The sequence below is a fragment of the Corallibacter vietnamensis genome (assembly GCF_039537875.1).
In the GTDB taxonomy this organism is placed as follows: domain Bacteria; phylum Bacteroidota; class Bacteroidia; order Flavobacteriales; family Flavobacteriaceae; genus Corallibacter; species Corallibacter vietnamensis.
This window is the reverse complement of record NZ_BAABBI010000008.1, coordinates 15,111-33,703: the sequence shown is the minus strand read 5'-3', so window position 1 is coordinate 33,703 and position 18,593 is coordinate 15,111. Positions and strand designations below refer to the sequence as shown.

The window sequence follows — 18,593 nt, the reverse complement described above, 5'->3', positions numbered from 1 at the left end:
TCTGTGTAGAAAAGAGAGGGGATTTTCAATGTTGACGAAGTCTTAAGCTTCTGCGTATATAATAACCTTATTCCTCTCTTTTGTCTTTTCTGTTTTATGTTTAAATTTAATGAATTGTAAACTTAAGCCGTATATAATTTATTGCTAGTTCTAGCCTACTTACGAAAATCCTAGCGGATTTTCTATTCGGTTTTTATTTGCTAAATTACGTGCTAAACCACGCAACAAATCATATACAAACACGTTAGGTTTAATTACCCAAAATGAGGAAAGAAAAGGAAAAAATAAGAACTCAAATAGCTAAATCTCTTGAAGTTTATAAAAATAAAAGTGGATTTACTTTTTTTGAATCGAATAAATTTGATTTTGAGCCTTATTCGTTCGGATTAGACAATAATGATATCGAAGTTCTTTTAATGAAATTAAATAAATCTGATTTTATTCTTTTGACCACAAAAAGTCTATTTATAAGACAAAATAATGTAGAAACTAAAATTGACGGAACTGAAATTGACTCTTTTGATTTTGATAATCTGAAAAGTGGGAAAAATAAAAAAGCGGAATTTGATAATCTAACGAACTTTAAAAGTTGGCTTTACTCTGGTGATTTTAGAATTACGACAAAGGATAGAGATGAAAAAGTTGTTAATCTTCCGCATCACGACTTTGGATTTTGCCTTTTTAACGCAATTAAAAAATTGAAATTTGTAACTGATAAATATGTCGGAATATAAAAAACTAAACCTAACACTGTATAACAAATCATAGCACCCTGCGGGATGCTACGCTTGTTATACTAATCGTTGCCTATAATAGCGGAACATCACTCTGAAAATGATTTTTTTAAATTTAAAAAAGCATAGAAAATGAATAAACTACTTCTAATTTTATTACTGTTCTCAATTAATGTTACAGCACAAAAACTTGACAGAAAAACTTACTATGAATATTCTGAAAATCTTAAATTTAGAATATTTGGAATAAATAAACAAAGAGCAATTGATCGAGGAAACGGATATTACGCAAATAATATTGTAGCTGAAAAAGGCAGAAGGTTTATTACTGTAATTTTTGAATTTAAAAATAATTCTTCTCAATCTCAAGAAATAGATTTTAATGAAATTTATTTACGTGATAAAAGCGGAGAATTACATAAAATAGATTTTGTTGTAATGTCTATGAAACTAACTGCGAGAACAAATAAATTACAACAAAAAATAAATGCCAATAAAAAAAGAAAAATAGTTGCTCAATTTAGACCTTCATTTGATAAAGATGAAATTATTGACGAATTAGTAATCGGAGAAAAAATTATTACGCTGAATTATAACTAAAACTACTATAGGCAACAAAGTACTGTGGTAAAAAACAAGTAAAAACTAACTAATTTTTCGATAAAGTACTTTTATAAGCATCATCATATATCAATCCTGATTTTGCTAGTGAGAGCCTACTTACTAAAAATTTACTAACGTACAGTTCGTACTTTGTGTTCGTGTCTCGCTAGCCATTCCGCAACAACACAAACGAAGCAAACCACCACAAAGTTCTGATTAGGTGGTACAAAGTTCTGATTGACTGGTACAAAGTTCTGATTAACCACCGCAAAGTTCTGATTAACCACCGCAAAGTTCTGATTGACCACCACAAAGTTCTGATTGCTCACCACAAAGTTCTGATTAACCACCACAAAGTTCTGATTGACCACCGCAAAGTTCTGATTGACCACCGCAAAGTTCTGATTGACCACCACAAAGTTCTGATTGACCACCACAAAGTTCTGATTAACCACCACAAAGTTCTGATTAACCGTTCCAGAGTTCTGATTAACCGTTCCAGAGTTCTGATTAACCGTTCCAGAGTTCTGATTAACCATTCCAGAGTTCTGATTAACCATTCCAGAGTTCTGATTAACCATTCCAGAGTTCTGATTAACCATTCCAGAGTTCTGATTAACCATTCCAGAGTTCTGATTAGCCATTCCAGAGTTCTGATTAACCATTCCAGACTTCTGATTAACCGTTCCAGACTTCTGATTAACCGTTCCAGAGTTCTGATTAGTCGTTCCAGACTTCTGATTGACCATTCCAGAGTTCTGATTAACCATTCCAGACTGTATTATCCGGAAAAGAATGAGTAAAAACACGTAACTTAAAAGACGTATTGAGATTGATGTATTAAAAAAGTAAGGTATCAGAAATTTAATAAATTTATACGTAACAATTTTTACTTTTCAGCGTCACATAAGTACATCAATCAAATACACACTAGCATTATGAGAGAAGATAAGCAACTTTTAGTTATTACCCATTTAAGTCAGTTGTTGACTTGTATTACAGGGTTTGGCGGATTAATTGTTCCGTTAATACTTTGGGCTACTCAAAAAGAAAATATCTACAGTATGGATTTACAAGGAAAACGTATTATTAATTTTCAATTAAGCATTATTGTATATTCGGTAATTTGTATTCCTTTAATCCTTTTATTAGGACTAGGTTTTTTAGGCTTAATTTTTATTGGAATTATTTCTATAATTTTTCCTATTATAAATGCGGTAAAAGTTAATAATGGCGAAGTACCAAAATATCCATTATCTCTTAATTTTATTAGTTAGTTAGATTATAAGAGGTAAGTATAGCGCTCACAAGCAAGTGAGCGCTATTTTTTTATTCAGAAAAAAAACAACTGCTTACAGAAAAAACAAAGCTTGATTAGCTAATTAAATATTAAGTTTGCTAATTATAAGCTATGCAATTAATATTTAGATACATACTACTTGTTTTTATTATCGGTTTCGTGAGTGTTGCTCATGCTCAAAATCCAGTAATACAACACATGTCTAAAGTCTCAAATCTTCCTGATGTTGAGTTTTATGATATTGCAGAAGACAACCAAAATTACATCTGGCTTGCAGCAGATAAAGGCTTATACCGTTACAACGGAAAAAACTACAAACACTTTAGTCATCCTCAACAAAAAGGAAATTCTCTTTTTCAATTAAAATTTGACACCAAAAACCGACTTTGGTGCAACAATATTTACGGGCAATTATTTTATGTTGAAAACGATAGTTTAAAACTATTTTATGACGCTAGCAAATTAGTAAATGGACAATTAGCAAATTTTGAAATATTAGAAAACAGCATACGTTTATTCACCGTTATTGGCATTTTTGATATTGATAAAAGCACCAAACAAGTTACCGAAGTATTTAAAGGCATGTGTATTACCAATGCTAAAGATAACAGTAGTAACTACACATTTATAATCAATTTTGAAGGCGATTTTGAGCGTCATCGATTATACAAATTTGATAATAATTCAAAAACAAAAATACTTGAAATTACAAGTAGTAATCGTATACAATCACCAAGAATTTTTGCTTTTAAAAACACTGTTTTTTTTACACACAAAAGTGCTAATGAAAATGTCATTTATAGAATAGATAAAACCAAAAACACATCAAAAAAAGTAGTAACGCCTGCTAGATTAAAAAATGAAACTATTTATAATGTTTTAAATATTGAAAATAACTATTGGTTTTTAACCAGTTCTGGCGTGTTTGTTTATGGTTTAGAAAATGAAATTTTCTCGTTTAAAGAACAGCTTTTTAAAACAGAATCTATTACCGATGTTCAAGTAGATTTTAATAAAAACTACTGGTTTACAACTTTAGATAATGGTGTGTTTGTGTCGCCAAACTTAAATATTCGTCGTGTTGAATTATCAAATATAGACTCTAAAATTACAGCGTCTGCAGCCTTACAAAACAATCAATTTGTTTTAGGAACCAATGATGGTAAATTATTGTTTTACAATCACAATCAGTTAATAAAAACACTGCAATTACCAGGCAAAAAAATTATCGGGAAGTTGTTTTTTGATTCACAAAACGATAAACTAATAGTTAGTATTAATGCATCAGAATCGTTTGTAGTTAATCTTAAAAATGACAAAATTTTAGATGTAAATAATCAATTTTCAGTTGCTAAAACCTTTTCAAAAATTGATGATAATACCTTGTTTTATGGTAATTATCGTCAAGGTATTGTGTATAAAAATCCGTTTAATCATCCTGAACAACAAATCCTAAAGGAAAGTCGTGTAAAAGCTTCGGTGATTTCTAATAATCACTTGTTTGTTGCGTACATCGACGGACTTTACAAATACAATACGCAAACATTTAATGCAGAAGAAATTACATTCAATGCTAAAAGTTTATTGGTTAATACACTAACAAAAACCAACGGGACAGTTTGGGTTGCAACCCAACACAACGGATTATTAAAATACGAAAACAATACGCTTAAACCTTCAGGAATTAAGCTTCCTGAAAACCTTCAAATTAACGCTATTCATGCTGATGGTTTAGTGTTATGGATTTCAACTGATGCTGGATTGTTTCAATATCATACAAAAACACATCAGCTTAAATCGTTAAGTGCGCAAGATGGTTTAAATACAGCGGTTAATGATTTTTTAATTCTTCAAAATCAAATTATTGTAAGCTTGCCTAAAGCGTTTTATGCGTTGCCAAAATCGGGCGCATTGTTTAAAGATTTTAAAACAGCGAAGGTTAGGGTAGAAGTTGTAAAAATTAACGACCGCGATACGTTAGTTGCAACTAACTATAAACTGCCTTATAATTTAAATAAAATTGATATGTCGTTCAACTCAAACGGATTTCAATCTAACCAACACGTAAGCTATCAATATCGCGTTAAACAAATTGATACAAGTTGGCAAAACATACCGCTAAACACACATTTTGTTACGTTCAATAGTTTGTCTAGCGGTACCTATACTTTTGAATTAAAAGCCCAAAATTTAAGTGCAAAACAAGCTGTTTTTGCTACACCAATAACCTTTGTAATTGCTAAACCATTTTGGGAAACCTATTGGTTTTATGGTTTAGTAATAGCAACAATAATAGGTTTAGTTTGGCTGTATTTTAGATGGCGTTTACAACAAAAAGAAGCACAACGTATTGCCGAAATTGATAAAATCTTAATCGATAAAAAAATTACCAATTTAAGGTTAGAAAATCTGCGTTCGCAAATGAATCCGCACTTCATTTTCAATGCGTTAAATTCTATTCAAGATTATATCATTTCAAACGAAAAGGAATTGGCAAGCTCGTATTTAGTGAAGTTTAGCCGATTAATCCGCATGTATTTAGATTATAGTCAGCAAAACGAAATTACTTTAGAAGAAGAATTAAACGCTTTAAAACTGTATTTAGAATTAGAAAAAGTCCGTTTTGAAGATGAATTGGAATATACTATTTCGGTTGATAATCAATTGAAGACAAAACAGATTAAAGTACCGTCATTATTCATTCAACCGTATGTTGAAAATGCTTTAAAACACGGATTACTGCACAAATTAAACGACCGAAAATTACATATTGAAGCGAAAATTATTCAGCAAAATAAATTAGAAATTACCGTTGAAGATAACGGAATTGGTCGCGCACAATCGGAAAAATTAAAACGACCAAACCAACAGCACAAACCGTTTGCTACTAAAGCTAACGAAGAACGTGTGCATCTTTATAAAAACAAATTAAAACGTGATATAGCCATAACTACCAACGATTTGTATGATGAAAACGACGTTGCTGCAGGTACAAAAGTGGTCATCACCATGCCAATACATTAAGATATGAAAGCGATAATTATAGACGACGAAAAACGCGCCAGACATTTACTGTCAAACTTGCTAACCGAACATTGTGCAAGTATTACTAACATTAAAGAGGCGCAAGATTTAGCATCTGGTGTCGATTTGATTAAAACTAGTAAACCAGACGTTGTTTTTTTAGATATTGAAATGCCAAATCAGTCTGGATTAGATATTTTAGAATACTTCCCAAATCAGATTGATTTTAAAATCATTTTCGTTACGGCATACAACCAATACGCGATTGAAGCTTTCAAACTGTCGGCTGTAGATTATTTGTTAAAACCAGTAGATACAACCGAGTTAAAAGAAGCTGTTGCAAAAGCTGAAGAAGCCATAAAAGCCAACAATTTAAATGACCAATTAAATAAGTTACGCGATTCGTTAAAGCAACTTTCCATGGATAAAATTGCTTTAGAAATACCAAAAGGAATTATGTTCGCGTCGCATAATGATATCGTGTATTTTGAAGCCGATGGTATGTACACAAACGTGCAACTTATGGATGGTAAACAAAAAACCATTTGCAAACCCTTAAAGCATTTTGTTGAGCAATTGGAACGCAATGCGATGTTTTTTAAATGCCATCGTTCGTATTTAATCAACTTAAAATATGTAGATGAATTGGTAAAGGATGATGGCGATTACTTACTAATGAACAACCAAAAACGTATTCCAATTTCAAAATCTAAACGCGATCAGTTTCTTGAAGTGATTAAGGAAACGTTTATGTGATTTATTTAAAATTTCTGAAATTCCTTCAGAAAAAAAATCATCATTTTTAGAAAAAACCAAATTAAGAATAGTAGTTAAGTGCTTTATTTTGAAGTCTATTAAACACAATTCTTATGAAAAAAATAGTTCTATTATTCGTTTTGGCATTATGCTATAACGTCTCTCATGCGCAATTTGGTAAAATGCTTAAAAAGAAAGCCAAAGCAGCAGTAGAGAAGAAGTTAGATAAAAAAGAAAGTAGCAATTCATCTTCAAAATCTGAAAACGCTTCAGGTATGGTTGGCAGTTCTTCAACTGAAAATTCATCAAAAACAGAATATACCGATGAAGAATTTAAAGCAGAATTAGCCAAAAAATATCCAAACGACCAGGCAAAGCAAGATTTATATTATCAAAAATATCTTGAGAAAAAGCAACAGGAAGCCGAAGCTAATAAGCCTAAATCTGCAAATTCAGTTAGCGATGAGTTTCTATACATGTCGTACCCATTTGCAATGACAAAAGGCATGAGCGCAGTTGGTGTAGACCGCGTAAAAATAAGACGTCAAATGACAGATATGGGTGATAATGTAGATGTGTTGCCAGCACAAGATCCAGATTATGCATGGTTACGCTTTTTAACCACACCAGAATTAGTAGCCATGTCACCAGAAGGTTATATTGGTTACGAGTTGGTTTCGGGAATGTTTACAACCAAAGTAGGCGCAGACCGATCGCAAACTGTAGAGCTTGGTACAGGTATGCCAATTTTAGTAAGAGGTATGCTAATTGCAGACGATGTTTTTGTTATTTATGCTGCATCGCACCAAGGCGGACACGCATTTAATGTGCCATCGTATATGCATGAAAAAGATATTACTATTTTAAACGTGATTGGTAAAGGCGAGCAACAATTTCATTTAGATTGGTTAGAAAAAGCTAAGCCAATTGTAAAAGAGTTTGAAGCCACGTTAAAAGCCAATTATGATGCAGCTGCAAAATCAACCATGGATGCTATAAAAATGCCAAAAGCAGGTAGCATGAATAGTAATGCGTCATTAGTAAGTTTTGCTAAAGAAAATGTATCTAAAACCATTGCCAAAGATGGTGCAAAACTTCTAAAGTTAAATATAGAATCTAACGATTGGAGTATTGTAAAAAACAAATATACAGGTCGCATTTTATACCGTTGGATCAAAGGTGCTTTCACAGAAAAAAATAAAAATAACGACTGCTATTTACAAGGTTTTTTAATCAAGCAACAGTATAATGGTAGTGGTTATGGCAGTTCACAATTTGGTGGTGTTATTCACGGACAAATGCCTTACGGACAAAAAATGAATTGCGAATAATTAAAAACGCGCTATTAATCATAGTTTTTAAAGTCTGCTTATTTAAGCAGGCTTTTTTTTTATAATATTTAGTGTAAGAATAATCTTCATAAATCATTCAGAAAGAAATTAGACCTATTCAGAAAAAAGCACATTGAAAACCTTTAAAAGTGCAGTTATTTTGTTGTTGAATATTAATCTCAACTACAATGAAAAAAACATTACTCTTATTTTCTTTTTTAATAGCAACTGCTTGGTGTAGCATACAAGCACAAATAAACATTCCCGATGCTAATTTTAAAGCGTATCTTGTTGGAGATCCAGCTATTAATACAAATGGTGATAGCGAAATTTCTACTACAGAAGCGCAAGCATTTTCTGGAGAATTATTAATTAATGGTTTGTCAATTTCAGATTTAACAGGAATAGAAGAATTTATAAATATTACACGATTAGATTGTTACAATAATAATTTAACGTCTTTAGATGTTAGTAATAATACTAATTTAACACGATTACATTGTGCAGATAACCAAATAACCCAATTAGATGTTAGTAACATACCTTCATTAAATCAAGTTCATTGTCAAAACAATCAGCTTGTAGAATTAAATTTAGCTAATGGCAACAATGATAATTTTATCTATATGAAATCTTATAACAATCCTAATCTTACTTGCATTCAAAAAGATGCTGGTTTTACGCCGCCTGCAGATGCCGGAATATACAACCAAGGTTGGACTAAAGGTAGCTCTGCAATTTATAGCGACGATTGTGCTGCATCAAATCAAATAGTAAACATTCCAGATGCTAATTTTAAAAGCTATTTATTAGCAGACATAGCCATTAACACCAATAACGACTCAGAAATTTCTGTAGCTGAGGCACAGGCTTTTACAGGAACTATATCGGCAACAGGACTTGGAATTACAGACTTAACAGGAATTGAAGCATTTGTAAACATTACGATATTAGAAGTATATACAAATTCACTAACATCGTTAGACGTTAGTAATAACACTAGTTTAACACGATTACATTGTGCAGACAACCAAATAACTACATTAGATGTTAGTAATATTCCAACATTAGATCAAGTGCATTGTCAAAACAATCAACTGGTTGAATTAAATTTAGCTAATGGAAACAATGCTAATTTTTCGTATATGAAATCTTACGGAAACCCTAATCTAACATGTATTCAGCATGATGCTAGTTTTACGCCACCTTTTTCTAATGCAGGCCAATATGATAATGGATGGACAAAAGATGCAAACTCTAGCTATTCTTCTAACTGTAGTTATGAACCTGTTTATGTAGATGTTAACGCTTCAGGAGCAAATAATGGAAGCTCTTGGGCTGATGCTTTCACAACCATTGATGCAGCGTTGACAGCAGCTGGTCCGAATAGTGAAATATGGGTAGCTAAAGGTGTTTATAAACCTTCAGCTCAAAACACGCCTATAGAAATAAATCATACTATTTCTCTCTTTGGAGGTTTTAATGGTACAGAAACGGAACTGTCAGATAGAGATTTATCAGTAATAAATACAACTAATGCTACTGTTATTACAGGTGATATGAATGGCGATGATGTTGATGGTGATTTTACATCTAATAAATCTGATAATGCAGATAAATTAATTTTAGTTGATGCTACAAACATTACTATTGATGGTTTTGTTTTAGAAAATATTTACGATACCTCAAGCAATGGTTTTTATGAAGATAGTGGTGTTATTTATTCAAAACAGCTTGGAGCTTCAACTTGGATAGAAAATCTTAGTATAAAAAATACGGTTTTTACAAACAATTACAGTAATGACTTTTTAATTAAAGGCAATGGCTTTAAAGACAATTTTAACCTTTATAACGTGAGTTTTACAAACAATGTAAGTGTTGGGCAAAGCATTATTTTATTACGTACAAATGAATATAATGATATTTATGCAAATTTAACCAATGTGTTGTTTGCGGATAACGAAACCAAATTTTCTGTTATCAATGCATACAGAACTCCTGATAATAATTCAATTCAAAACTTTAGATACTTAGATTTAACAATAACCAACGCATCTTTTATTAATAATAATGTAGTAAATGTCAATAATACATCATACGGTCAGTCTATTATCATGGGTTCTGATAAAACTAGAGGACATTTAGAGATAAATAACTCGATCTTTTTTGGTAATACGTTAAATGGAACTTACGCAGACAGAGATATTTCTTATGGTACTCAGGGTAATCATTATGAATTAGTAATTAATAATTCAATAACTCAAATTACAAACAATGGTGGAGCATCAGGATCTTATTTTACACCATCATTTAATAATGTTCAAGATTTAGATCCAAATACAGTATCTCTTAATTTAAGTGCAGATTATAAACCAACATCAAGTTCTTCTTATATCATAGATCAAGGAGATAACGCTTACTACGATGTAGCTTTATTTGGTGATTTAGATTTAGCAGGTAATACAAGATTTTTTAATACTACAATAGATTTAGGAGCTTATGAATACGATTCGACATTAGGAGTTGATGCTGTTTCTTTAAATACAAATTCAGTAACATTATATCCTAACCCTGTTAGTGATAGATTATTTATAAAATCAACTGAAACAATAAAAGCAGTTACTATTTTCAATGTGAATGGTCAATTGATTAAACAAGTAAATACATTAGGTGAAAGTATTGATGTAACTAGTTTACCTTCAGGTTTATACTTTGTGAAAATTAATACTGTAAACGGAGAAACAACTAAAAAAATCATCAAAAACTAAAAACAAATGAAAGTATTAAAATTCTTATACTTAATCGTCATTGTAGCGTTTGTTGTATCGTGTTCATCTGATGATGATACTGTAATCCCATTCGTAACAGCGCCTCAAAATAATGTTACTGTAGGTGAATCGGTTTTTGAGATGAAATCAGCAATTATAAGTTCATCAATAGGCAATAATACATATATACAGCTAACCAATAAAACAGAAACAGAGTTGTTGGCTAATATGAATGATGGTACAAATTTATATGATGTTGATTTTATGGTTATCAGGCTTAATCAAGATCCATTAGGAGAGACTACATATACATTTTCTGATATGTTAGATTATGATTTTATGATTGATGGTGATATCATTTATGGCGAATATGAAGATGGAATTACACTTCTTGCAGAAAATCATTCTGATACTAATTTAGAAGCTGTTTCTGGTAGTGTAACAATTACCTATTATGCTGTTGATAGAATTGATCTAACTTTTGAATTTGAAAGAAATGATGGTACTATCATAACCGGATCATACTCTGGGTCTTTTATTGATGAAGTAGATTCAGATAATTAAAGGGTTGTTAATTTTAAACTAGTCTTATTGGGAGAATAGAGGCAACACTTAAAACGCTCACATATTTGTGAGCGTTTTTTTATTTATTTAAAGTAAAAAGCATAAGCACTTCATCATCATTTGGTATAGTAACCTTTTCAATAAATGTCAGTCCTAGCTTTTCTATTAGTTTTATAGAAGATGTGTTTGATGGTAATGTAATGGCGCTAATTTTGTTTAGTGAAAAATCTTGAAATGCAGCTTGTTTTACTCTTGAAGCAGCTTCAAACGCATAACCATAACCTTCAAATTCAGGTAAAAAAGCAAAACCAATATCTACACCATCAATACCTTCTCTGTTATACAGTCCGCAAGACCCAATTTTAGTATTCGTTTCTTTTATGATAACGGTATAGTTTGAATACCCATATTTTTCGAGTTGCGGAAGCATCTTTTGGGTTATATATTTTTCAGCGTCTTCAATACTATGAATTTGCCTGTCACCGATATTAGCTTTCCATTTTGGTGTGTTTAGTAATTCAAATACAAAGCAGGCATCTTTTGTAGTTGTAGGTATAAGCAATAAACGATCTGTTTCAAATGTTTTATAATCCATAGTATTGTATAAAAAAACCGCAACGGTAAGTTGCGGTTTATTTGTTTTAGTAGTGTTTTTTAGCTATTTAGCATCACTGGCATAACAAGCATTGTCACTTGTTCACCTTCATCTAAACCATCTACAGGTGTAAGAATACCAGCGCGGTTTGGTAAACTCATTTCAAGCTGTACTTCATCACTTGTAAGGTTGTTTAACATTTCTGTTAAAAAACGTGAGTTAAAACCAATTTGCATATCATCACCTTGGTAATCGCATGTTAGGCGTTCTTCGGCTTTGTTGCTGTAATCAATATCTTCAGCAGAAATATTAAGTTCTGCACCAGCTATTTTTAAGCGTATTTGATGTGTTGTTTTATTAGAGAAAATACTAACACGTTTTACAGAGTTTAAGAACTGTGTTCTATCTATCGTTAATTTGTTAGGATTTTCTTTTGGGATTACCGCTTCATAATTCGGGTATTTACCATCTATTAGTCTACAGATAAGTTCTGTGTTTTCAAAAGTAAATTTTGCATTAGAGTCGTTATACTCAATCGTAACATCATCATCACTAGCAGCCAATATCCCTTTTAAAAGGTTTAGTGGCTTTTTAGGCATGATAAACTCTGTAACCTGATTTGCAGAAACGTCTTCTCTTGAATATTTTACTAATTTATGAGCATCAGTAGCAACAAAGGTTAAGCCTTCTGTAGAAAACTGAAAGAATACACCACTCATTACTGGGCGTAAATCATCATTTCCAGCAGCAAAAATAGTTTTGCTTATAGCGGTGGCTAAAATATCTCCTGTAAGTGTTGTAGAATTAGCGTTTTCTAATGTTACGGCTTTAGGAAACTCATTTCCATCAGCGTAGGCTAATGCATATTTACCGTGATTAGAGCTTATTTCAACAGTGTTGTTGTCTTCTACAACAAATGTAAGTGGTTGCTCCGGAAATGTTTTTAAAGTGTCTAAAAGTAATCGTGCAGGTACTGCAATACTTCCTTCGTTATCACTTTCTACTTCTAGCTTGGCAGACATTGTTGTCTCTAAATCACTAGCAGAAATAATAAGTTCGGTGTTGTTTAATTCAAAAAGAAAATTATCTAAAATAGGTAAGGTGTTTGAATTGTTTATAACACCACCCAAAACTTGTAATTGCTTAAGTAGATATGTACTTGATACTATAAATTTCATTTATGTGGTCTGTATAATTAATTACTACAAATATATCCCATACATCCTAATATATGAAACAAACTTATTAACATTTAAAGGGCGTATTTTTTCTTTCTTATGTAATTAAAGACAAAACCAAACAATGCTAGTAAAGCTAAAGGAATCAGGATGTTAATAAGCTGCCATTTGGTTTTTTCTTCGGTAACTTTTTTGTAATCTAAAAAGGCAACAGCCACTTCTTTTGATCGAATGTTTATAAGTCCGTTATCGTCTAAAAGGTAATTCACTGCATTTAGTAAAAATTCCTTGTTTCCATATAGTTGGCCAGAATTTCTATCAAAACCTAACTCTAAAGGTCCGTTTTTACCTACATCATTTTTTACAACATCACCATCTGCTACAACAAGCATTTTTGTTGGAACACTGGTGTTTTTTTCATTCGATAAATCAAAAGGCTTAATACGGTTGTTATAAGCTGATGTAAATTCGCCCTCAAGCAACACAGCTAGGGTTTGATTAGGTTTGGTGTATAGCTTTGGGTCAGGTTCTTGGGTTGTAAGGTCTAAACTAATTTCACGTGGCGTACCATCTATTTTTGATAATACCGAACTTTGTAGTAAAATGGTCTTTTTAACGTTGTTTTTTAGGGTGTCTATTTGGTTGGCAAAATCAAACTCAATTAAATTCAAATTATTAACAATAGGGTGGTTGTTTGCAGGGTTTACTAATGGAGCATAAAACCAAGGCATTTGTGTAAATTGTGACTGACTACCTTCGCCCATTGCCAATGTGATTGGTGCCGAATACAAGTCGTTAACTAACACCGGATTAATACGAATACCATATTTAAAAAAGAAATCGGTTAGGTTTAAATCTCTTGCTATTGCAATGTTTTTACCACTAGCGTTATACAGGCTATCTTTTTCTATAGCGACTTTATCTATCAACCAAAGGCTTTTTCCTCCTTGCATAGTAAATTGGTCTAAAACCAATTTTTCCTCTTCAGTAAAGGCTTGAGTAGGCTTGGCTGATATTACTAAATCAAAACCGTTTAAATCATTAAGTGTTTTTTGCGGATTTGCAGCAACACTATCTAGTGTAAAAGGCGCAATGTAGTAGTAGTCTTTAATGGTTTTTACAAAATCAAAAATATGAATATCATCTAATTGATTATTACCTTTTAAAATAGCTATTTTTTTACTTTTTTGATTGACTAGTTTGCTAAAACCATCAGCAAAAGTATACTCTAAATGCTGAACAGAATTTGATACCAGGGTTTGCATATCGGCCCCTATTTTATTCTGCATTAAAGGAATTTTTGTAGTCACACCATTATAGCTTGCAAGTGCCCAAGGAAACACAACTTCTTGACTTGATTTACCACTTTCTTGAACGGTAACTTGCATGGGTGTTAAGCCGCGTTGGTTAAGTTGTTGAATGTTTTGGTTTCGGGTTGCATCATCAGCAATTGGGTTAATGAAATTAAATTTAATCTGCCCATTTTTTGATGTAAACTCTTCTAGAATTTGGCGTGTTTCAGTTTGTAAGCGTCTAAATTCTGAAGGAAAATCATCGCCTTCTAAAAATACATCTATGATGATAGGTGAGTCAACCTGATTTACAATTTGCAAGGTTGCATCACTCAAAGTATAACGTTGGTCTTTAGTAAGATCAAAACGCTGATAAATAGATTGTGTAAATATGTTTATAACTAGTAGTCCTAGCGGTAATACCAAAAGGTGTAAGAACTCTTTTTTTGTAATTGGTTTGGTACTTATTTTTCTTACTGTTAATAGCACAAAAACGACTGTAATACTTATAAAATAAAGTAAATCTCTAGTGTCTATTACACCGCGACTCATGCTTTTATAATGATAACTCATACCTAGTTTATCAAACGTGTTACTAGCGGTAACATCGGCAATGCCTTCAAAGCCTATATAAAACAAAAAGCATAAAAAAACAGCAATAATAAAAGCCACTATTTGATTATCTGATAAGGTAGAAGAAAACATACCTATAGCAGTATATGATGCTACTAGAAACAACAATCCAAAGTAAGAACCTAAAGTGCTTCCTATGTCAAGATTTCCTAGAGGATTACCTAGTTGTTGTACAGTATAAACATATAAAAGTGTTGGTAGCAATGCTATAACAATCAATACTAGCGCACCAAAATATTTGCCTAAAACAATGTTTAAATGACTTATAGGTTTTGTAAGGAGTAGCTCAAGGGTTCCTTGTTTTTTCTCATCACTAAAACTGCGCATGGTTACTGCCGGAATTAAAAAAATAAGAATCCAAGGTGCTAGTAGGAAAAACGATGAAAGATCAGCAAAACCATTATCAAGGATATTAAATTCACCTTTAAAAAACCATAAAAACAAGCCGTTTAATAGTAAAAATATGCTGATTACTAAATAGGCTATAGGTGATGCAAAAAATGAATTAATCTCTTTTCTTAATATAGAAAACATGTATGTTGTTTAAGTTTTATTATTGGCTTTTATGTCAATGATTCTAATTTATCTACACTCCAAGCTTGTGGTTTATCATTAAAAAGAGGTTTGGTTTGTGCCCAAATGCCTTTAAAAAGATCAGAGTGCCTGTAAGCATCTAGCGCTTCTTCAGTATCCCAATAGCTGTAAGTAAAAAATATATTAGTTGTGTTCTTGTCTCTGTATAACTCTAAAAAACGACAACCTTCAAAATTTCGTATGTCATTTTTCTTTATTTCAAAATTTTTTAAAAACGTATCAATGTTTGATGGTTCAAAACTCATTTTTACAATACGTACAAACATGTTTTATTGTTTTATAAAATTAATTGTTACAGTATCCATTAAATTTAGCCCCATAAGGGTTGAAGCACTTCCTACGGTAGCACTATTACTTTTATATACCGCAATTTCTAAATAGCCCGATGCATTAAATACAACCAGTCCTTTGCCTTCGTCATTGCGTTTCTCTTTAGGTATTTCAAAATTTACAACATCACTATATTTTGAATAGATTTGTTTAAACTTATGACTTCTAGCAGAGATCTCAAAGTCTCGTCCTTTTCCAATCGACTCAAAAAAGGATTTCTTTATATTAGTAATAACATTGCCATAGTTATCTATATAAATTACGCAACCTATTATTTGAGTTTGCTCATCATTTATATAAGGAACCAAATTTGTTATAGGTTTTATATTACTTATAGATTTCCCTACAACCTCTAGCGTACCACCACGTGCAATATGGCAAGCAACTTTTACAAAAACATCAAGTACCGGAAAGCTTGTCTGAATTTTATCATGGATATTTATTTCAACAATTTTTTCAGGAACTATGTCATTTGTAATCATACTCATTATGCCATTATTGGCACAAATAAAATAATGATCATCTAGCAAAATTGCAATATGCTTATTCTCTTGGTTTAATTCAGAGTCTATACCTATTAAGTGTATGGTACCTTTAGGAAAGCTACTGTAAGCATTCAGAATAATATAAGCAGCTTCAGAAATATTAAAAGGTGATACAGAATGTGAGATATCAACAATTTTCACATCCGGTAATTCGCTGTAAATAGCACCCTTTATCGCACCAGCAAAGTGATCTTTCTCTCCAAAATCAGTTGTTAATGTGATGATTGCCATAAATAAATTGTTGATATTTTTTTAACCTGATACACATTAAAATTGTGTAGCTTTGTTTAAGGACAAATCTAATAAACTTAACTGATAAATTTAATTAAATCGCATAGCTTTTGAACGAAATCATTATTGAACTTGAAGAGATCTCTCCAAAGGAGTTTTTTGGAGCACAAAACGCAAATATTGAACTTCTTAAAAAATACTTTCCTAAACTTAAAATCGTTGCCAGAGGTAATAAAATAAAAGCCTACGGAGATGAAGACTTACTAGAAGAGTTTGATAGGCGCTTTAATATGCTTATGGAGCATTTTGCAAAGTACAATAAGCTAGACGAGAATGTTATAGAGCGTGTTTTAACCAGTCAAAGTAAGGCAGACTATACTACTAGTGATGCTAGCGGCGAAGTTATTGTACATGGTGTAAGTGGTAGGCTTATAAAAGCACAAACGGCAAACCAGAGAAAACTGGTAGAAAGTATGCGAAAAAATGATATGGTATTTGCTATAGGTCCTGCTGGTACTGGAAAAACCTATACAGGTGTTGCACTAGCTGTTCAGGCATTAAAAAATAAAGAAGTTAAGCGTATTATTTTAACACGTCCTGCCGTTGAAGCTGGCGAGAATTTAGGGTTTCTTCCAGGAGACTTAAAAGAAAAATTAGATCCGTACATGCAGCCGCTTTATGATGCATTACGTGATATGATTGCTCCTGAAAAACTTGCTCATTACATAGAAAACGGAACCATTCAAATAGCGCCTTTAGCTTTTATGAGAGGTCGTACATTAGACAACGCGTTTGTAATACTAGACGAAGGTCAAAACACCACACACGCACAAATGAAAATGTTCTTAACCAGAATGGGTAAAAACGCCAAGTTTCTTTTAACAGGAGATCCAGGGCAAATTGATTTACCACGACGTACCATTTCAGGATTAAAAGAAGCATTACTTATTTTAAAAAATGTTGAAGGTGTTGGTATCATTTTCCTTGATGATAAAGATGTAATTCGTCACAGACTCGTTAAAAAAGTAATAGAAGCTTATAAAAGCATAGAAAATAGAGAATAAAAAATTTAAATAAATAAGCCCATAATTCGTGTCACAAACTAATACCATAACAGATACTAACTTTAATTTTCCTAATCAAAAAAATGTTTACAAAGGAAAAGTAAGAGAAGTTTATAACATAAACAATGAGCAATTAGTGATGATTGCAACAGATAGATTAAGTGCCTTTGATGTAGTTATGCCAAAAGGTATCCCTTACAAAGGGCAAATACTTAATCAAATAGCAACAAAAATGATGAAGGCTACTGAAGACTTGGTGCCTAATTGGTTATCAGCAACACCAGATCCCAATGTAGCTGTTGGGCATTTATGCGAACCTTTTAAGGTAGAAATGGTAATTCGTGGTTATATGTCTGGTCATGCTGCCAGAGAGTATAAAGCTGGAAAACGCATGCTTTGTGGTGTGCCAATGCCAGAAGGCATGAAAGAGAATGATGCCTTTCCTGAACCTATTATTACACCAGCAACAAAAGCTGAAATGGGCGATCATGATGAAGACATCTCTCGCGAAGACATTTTAAAACGCGGTATAGTATCAGAAGCAGATTATGCTGTACTAGAAGATTATACTAAAAAACTTTTTAAAAGAGGTACTGAAATAGCAGCATCACGCGGCTTAATATTAGTAGATACTAAATACGAATTTGGTAAAACAAAAGAAGGTAAAATTGTATTGATAGACGAGATACATACACCAGATTCATCACGTTATTTTTATGCCGATGGTTATCAAGAACGTCAAGATAGAGGTGAAGCTCAAAAGCAATTATCTAAAGAGTTTGTACGTCAGTGGTTAATAGCTAATAATTTTCAAGGGTTAGAAGGACAAACAGTGCCAGAAATGAGTGACGATTACATCACTTCTGTTAGCGAACGCTATATAGAACTTTATGAAAACATTACAGGAGAAACCTTTGTAAAAGCCGATGTGTCTGATATACAATCACGTATTGAGAAAAACGTGTTAGCACATTTAGGCTAACATTGCGCATACCATATAAATTAAAAAAGCCTTACAGTGAAGTAAGGCTTTTTTTATGAGTTCTTGTTA

Annotated in this window: 16 protein-coding genes; 10 read left to right on the top strand and 6 right to left on the bottom strand. The window is 32.1% G+C overall.

What is annotated here, in order from left to right; genetic code table 11:
* Window positions 1-263 precede the first annotated feature (263 nt).
* Window positions 264-734, top strand: coding sequence for a hypothetical protein (locus tag ABD690_RS13335; RefSeq protein WP_344731099.1), 471 nt, complete (start codon window positions 264-266; stop codon window positions 732-734).
* Between the two features lie 132 nt (window positions 735-866).
* On the top strand, window positions 867-1,334 hold the full coding sequence (locus tag ABD690_RS13330) for a hypothetical protein (protein WP_344731098.1): 468 nt from the start codon (window positions 867-869) through the stop codon (window positions 1,332-1,334).
* 134 nt (window positions 1,335-1,468) lie between these two features.
* Here the strand turns inward: ABD690_RS13330 and ABD690_RS13325 are convergent, their stop codons facing one another.
* Window positions 1,469-2,107 (bottom strand): hypothetical protein, encoded by a 639-nt coding sequence (locus tag ABD690_RS13325; protein WP_344731097.1) that lies wholly within the window; start codon window positions 2,105-2,107, stop codon window positions 1,469-1,471.
* A gap of 168 nt (window positions 2,108-2,275) precedes the next feature.
* Here ABD690_RS13325 and ABD690_RS13320 point away from each other — a divergent pair, with 168 nt between their 5' ends.
* From ABD690_RS13320 to ABD690_RS13295, 6 genes are all read left to right on the top strand, one after another.
* On the top strand, window positions 2,276-2,614 hold the full coding sequence (locus tag ABD690_RS13320; RefSeq protein WP_344731096.1) for a DUF4870 domain-containing protein: 339 nt from the start codon (window positions 2,276-2,278) through the stop codon (window positions 2,612-2,614).
* Between the two features lie 134 nt (window positions 2,615-2,748).
* Window positions 2,749-5,661, top strand: a complete 2,913-nt coding sequence (locus ABD690_RS13315; protein WP_344731095.1) for a sensor histidine kinase — start codon at window positions 2,749-2,751, stop codon at window positions 5,659-5,661.
* Between the two features lie 3 nt (window positions 5,662-5,664).
* Window positions 5,665-6,417, top strand: coding sequence for a LytR/AlgR family response regulator transcription factor (locus tag ABD690_RS13310; protein ID WP_344731094.1), 753 nt, complete (start codon window positions 5,665-5,667; stop codon window positions 6,415-6,417).
* A 113-nt stretch (window positions 6,418-6,530) separates the two neighbouring features.
* The gene (locus ABD690_RS13305; protein ID WP_344731093.1) at window positions 6,531-7,748 is read left to right on the top strand and encodes a hypothetical protein; all 1,218 of its coding nucleotides are present in this window, start codon (window positions 6,531-6,533) and stop codon (window positions 7,746-7,748) included.
* Window positions 7,749-7,936: 188 nt separating this feature from the next.
* The gene (locus tag ABD690_RS13300) at window positions 7,937-10,516 is read left to right on the top strand and encodes a T9SS type A sorting domain-containing protein (RefSeq protein WP_344731092.1); all 2,580 of its coding nucleotides are present in this window, start codon (window positions 7,937-7,939) and stop codon (window positions 10,514-10,516) included.
* A gap of 6 nt (window positions 10,517-10,522) precedes the next feature.
* Complete coding sequence (locus tag ABD690_RS13295) at window positions 10,523-11,080, top strand: hypothetical protein (protein WP_344731091.1); 558 nt, start codon at window positions 10,523-10,525, stop codon at window positions 11,078-11,080.
* A gap of 79 nt (window positions 11,081-11,159) precedes the next feature.
* Here ABD690_RS13295 and ABD690_RS13290 read toward each other — a convergent pair whose 3' ends face one another.
* The 5 genes from ABD690_RS13290 to ABD690_RS13270 all read right to left on the bottom strand — a co-directional run bounded on the left by ABD690_RS13290 (window position 11,160) and on the right by ABD690_RS13270 (window position 16,478).
* The gene (locus tag ABD690_RS13290) at window positions 11,160-11,675 is read right to left on the bottom strand and encodes a GNAT family N-acetyltransferase (protein ID WP_344731090.1); all 516 of its coding nucleotides are present in this window, start codon (window positions 11,673-11,675) and stop codon (window positions 11,160-11,162) included.
* Between the two features lie 59 nt (window positions 11,676-11,734).
* Entirely contained in the window at window positions 11,735-12,853 is a 1,119-nt protein-coding gene (gene dnaN, locus ABD690_RS13285; RefSeq protein ID WP_344731089.1) for a DNA polymerase III subunit beta, read from the bottom strand.
* Between the two features lie 74 nt (window positions 12,854-12,927).
* Entirely contained in the window at window positions 12,928-15,312 is a 2,385-nt protein-coding gene (gene gldG, locus ABD690_RS13280) for a gliding motility-associated ABC transporter substrate-binding protein GldG (protein ID WP_344731088.1), read from the bottom strand.
* Between the two features lie 29 nt (window positions 15,313-15,341).
* Window positions 15,342-15,638 (bottom strand): putative quinol monooxygenase, encoded by a 297-nt coding sequence (locus ABD690_RS13275; protein ID WP_344731087.1) that lies wholly within the window; start codon window positions 15,636-15,638, stop codon window positions 15,342-15,344.
* Window positions 15,639-15,641: 3 nt separating this feature from the next.
* The gene (locus ABD690_RS13270; RefSeq protein WP_344731086.1) at window positions 15,642-16,478 is read right to left on the bottom strand and encodes an SAM hydrolase/SAM-dependent halogenase family protein; all 837 of its coding nucleotides are present in this window, start codon (window positions 16,476-16,478) and stop codon (window positions 15,642-15,644) included.
* A 110-nt stretch (window positions 16,479-16,588) separates the two neighbouring features.
* Here ABD690_RS13270 and ABD690_RS13265 point away from each other — a divergent pair, with 110 nt between their 5' ends.
* Together ABD690_RS13265 and ABD690_RS13260 are read left to right on the top strand one after the other, a co-directional pair.
* Window positions 16,589-17,542: a PhoH family protein gene (locus tag ABD690_RS13265; RefSeq protein WP_344731085.1), complete on the top strand. Its 954-nt coding sequence runs from the start codon at window positions 16,589-16,591 to the stop codon at window positions 17,540-17,542.
* Window positions 17,543-17,570: 28 nt separating this feature from the next.
* Window positions 17,571-18,524 carry a phosphoribosylaminoimidazolesuccinocarboxamide synthase gene (locus ABD690_RS13260; RefSeq protein ID WP_344731084.1) on the top strand — a complete coding sequence of 318 codons (954 nt, stop codon included), beginning with the start codon at window positions 17,571-17,573 and terminating at the stop codon, window positions 18,522-18,524.
* The last annotated feature ends 69 nt before the right edge of the window (window positions 18,525-18,593 follow it).

Excerpts from the sequence above, each read along its gene's own strand:
- ABD690_RS13335 (WP_344731099.1), top strand. The coding sequence starts at position 264 with ATGAGGAAAGAAAAGGAAAAAATAAGAACTCAAATAGCTAAATCTCTT.
- ABD690_RS13330 (WP_344731098.1), top strand. The coding sequence starts at position 867 with ATGAATAAACTACTTCTAATTTTATTACTGTTCTCAATTAATGTTACA.
- ABD690_RS13325 (WP_344731097.1), bottom strand. The coding sequence starts at position 2,107 with ATGGTTAATCAGAACTCTGGAATGGTCAATCAGAAGTCTGGAACGACT.
- ABD690_RS13320 (WP_344731096.1), top strand. The coding sequence starts at position 2,276 with ATGAGAGAAGATAAGCAACTTTTAGTTATTACCCATTTAAGTCAGTTG.
- ABD690_RS13315 (WP_344731095.1), top strand. The coding sequence starts at position 2,749 with ATGCAATTAATATTTAGATACATACTACTTGTTTTTATTATCGGTTTC.
- ABD690_RS13310 (WP_344731094.1), top strand. The coding sequence starts at position 5,665 with ATGAAAGCGATAATTATAGACGACGAAAAACGCGCCAGACATTTACTG.
- ABD690_RS13305 (WP_344731093.1), top strand. The coding sequence starts at position 6,531 with ATGAAAAAAATAGTTCTATTATTCGTTTTGGCATTATGCTATAACGTC.
- ABD690_RS13300 (WP_344731092.1), top strand. The coding sequence starts at position 7,937 with ATGAAAAAAACATTACTCTTATTTTCTTTTTTAATAGCAACTGCTTGG.
- ABD690_RS13295 (WP_344731091.1), top strand. The coding sequence starts at position 10,523 with ATGAAAGTATTAAAATTCTTATACTTAATCGTCATTGTAGCGTTTGTT.
- ABD690_RS13290 (WP_344731090.1), bottom strand. The coding sequence starts at position 11,675 with ATGGATTATAAAACATTTGAAACAGATCGTTTATTGCTTATACCTACA.
- dnaN (WP_344731089.1), bottom strand. The coding sequence starts at position 12,853 with ATGAAATTTATAGTATCAAGTACATATCTACTTAAGCAATTACAAGTT.
- gldG (WP_344731088.1), bottom strand. The coding sequence starts at position 15,312 with ATGTTTTCTATATTAAGAAAAGAGATTAATTCATTTTTTGCATCACCT.
- ABD690_RS13275 (WP_344731087.1), bottom strand. The coding sequence starts at position 15,638 with ATGTTTGTACGTATTGTAAAAATGAGTTTTGAACCATCAAACATTGAT.
- ABD690_RS13270 (WP_344731086.1), bottom strand. The coding sequence starts at position 16,478 with ATGGCAATCATCACATTAACAACTGATTTTGGAGAGAAAGATCACTTT.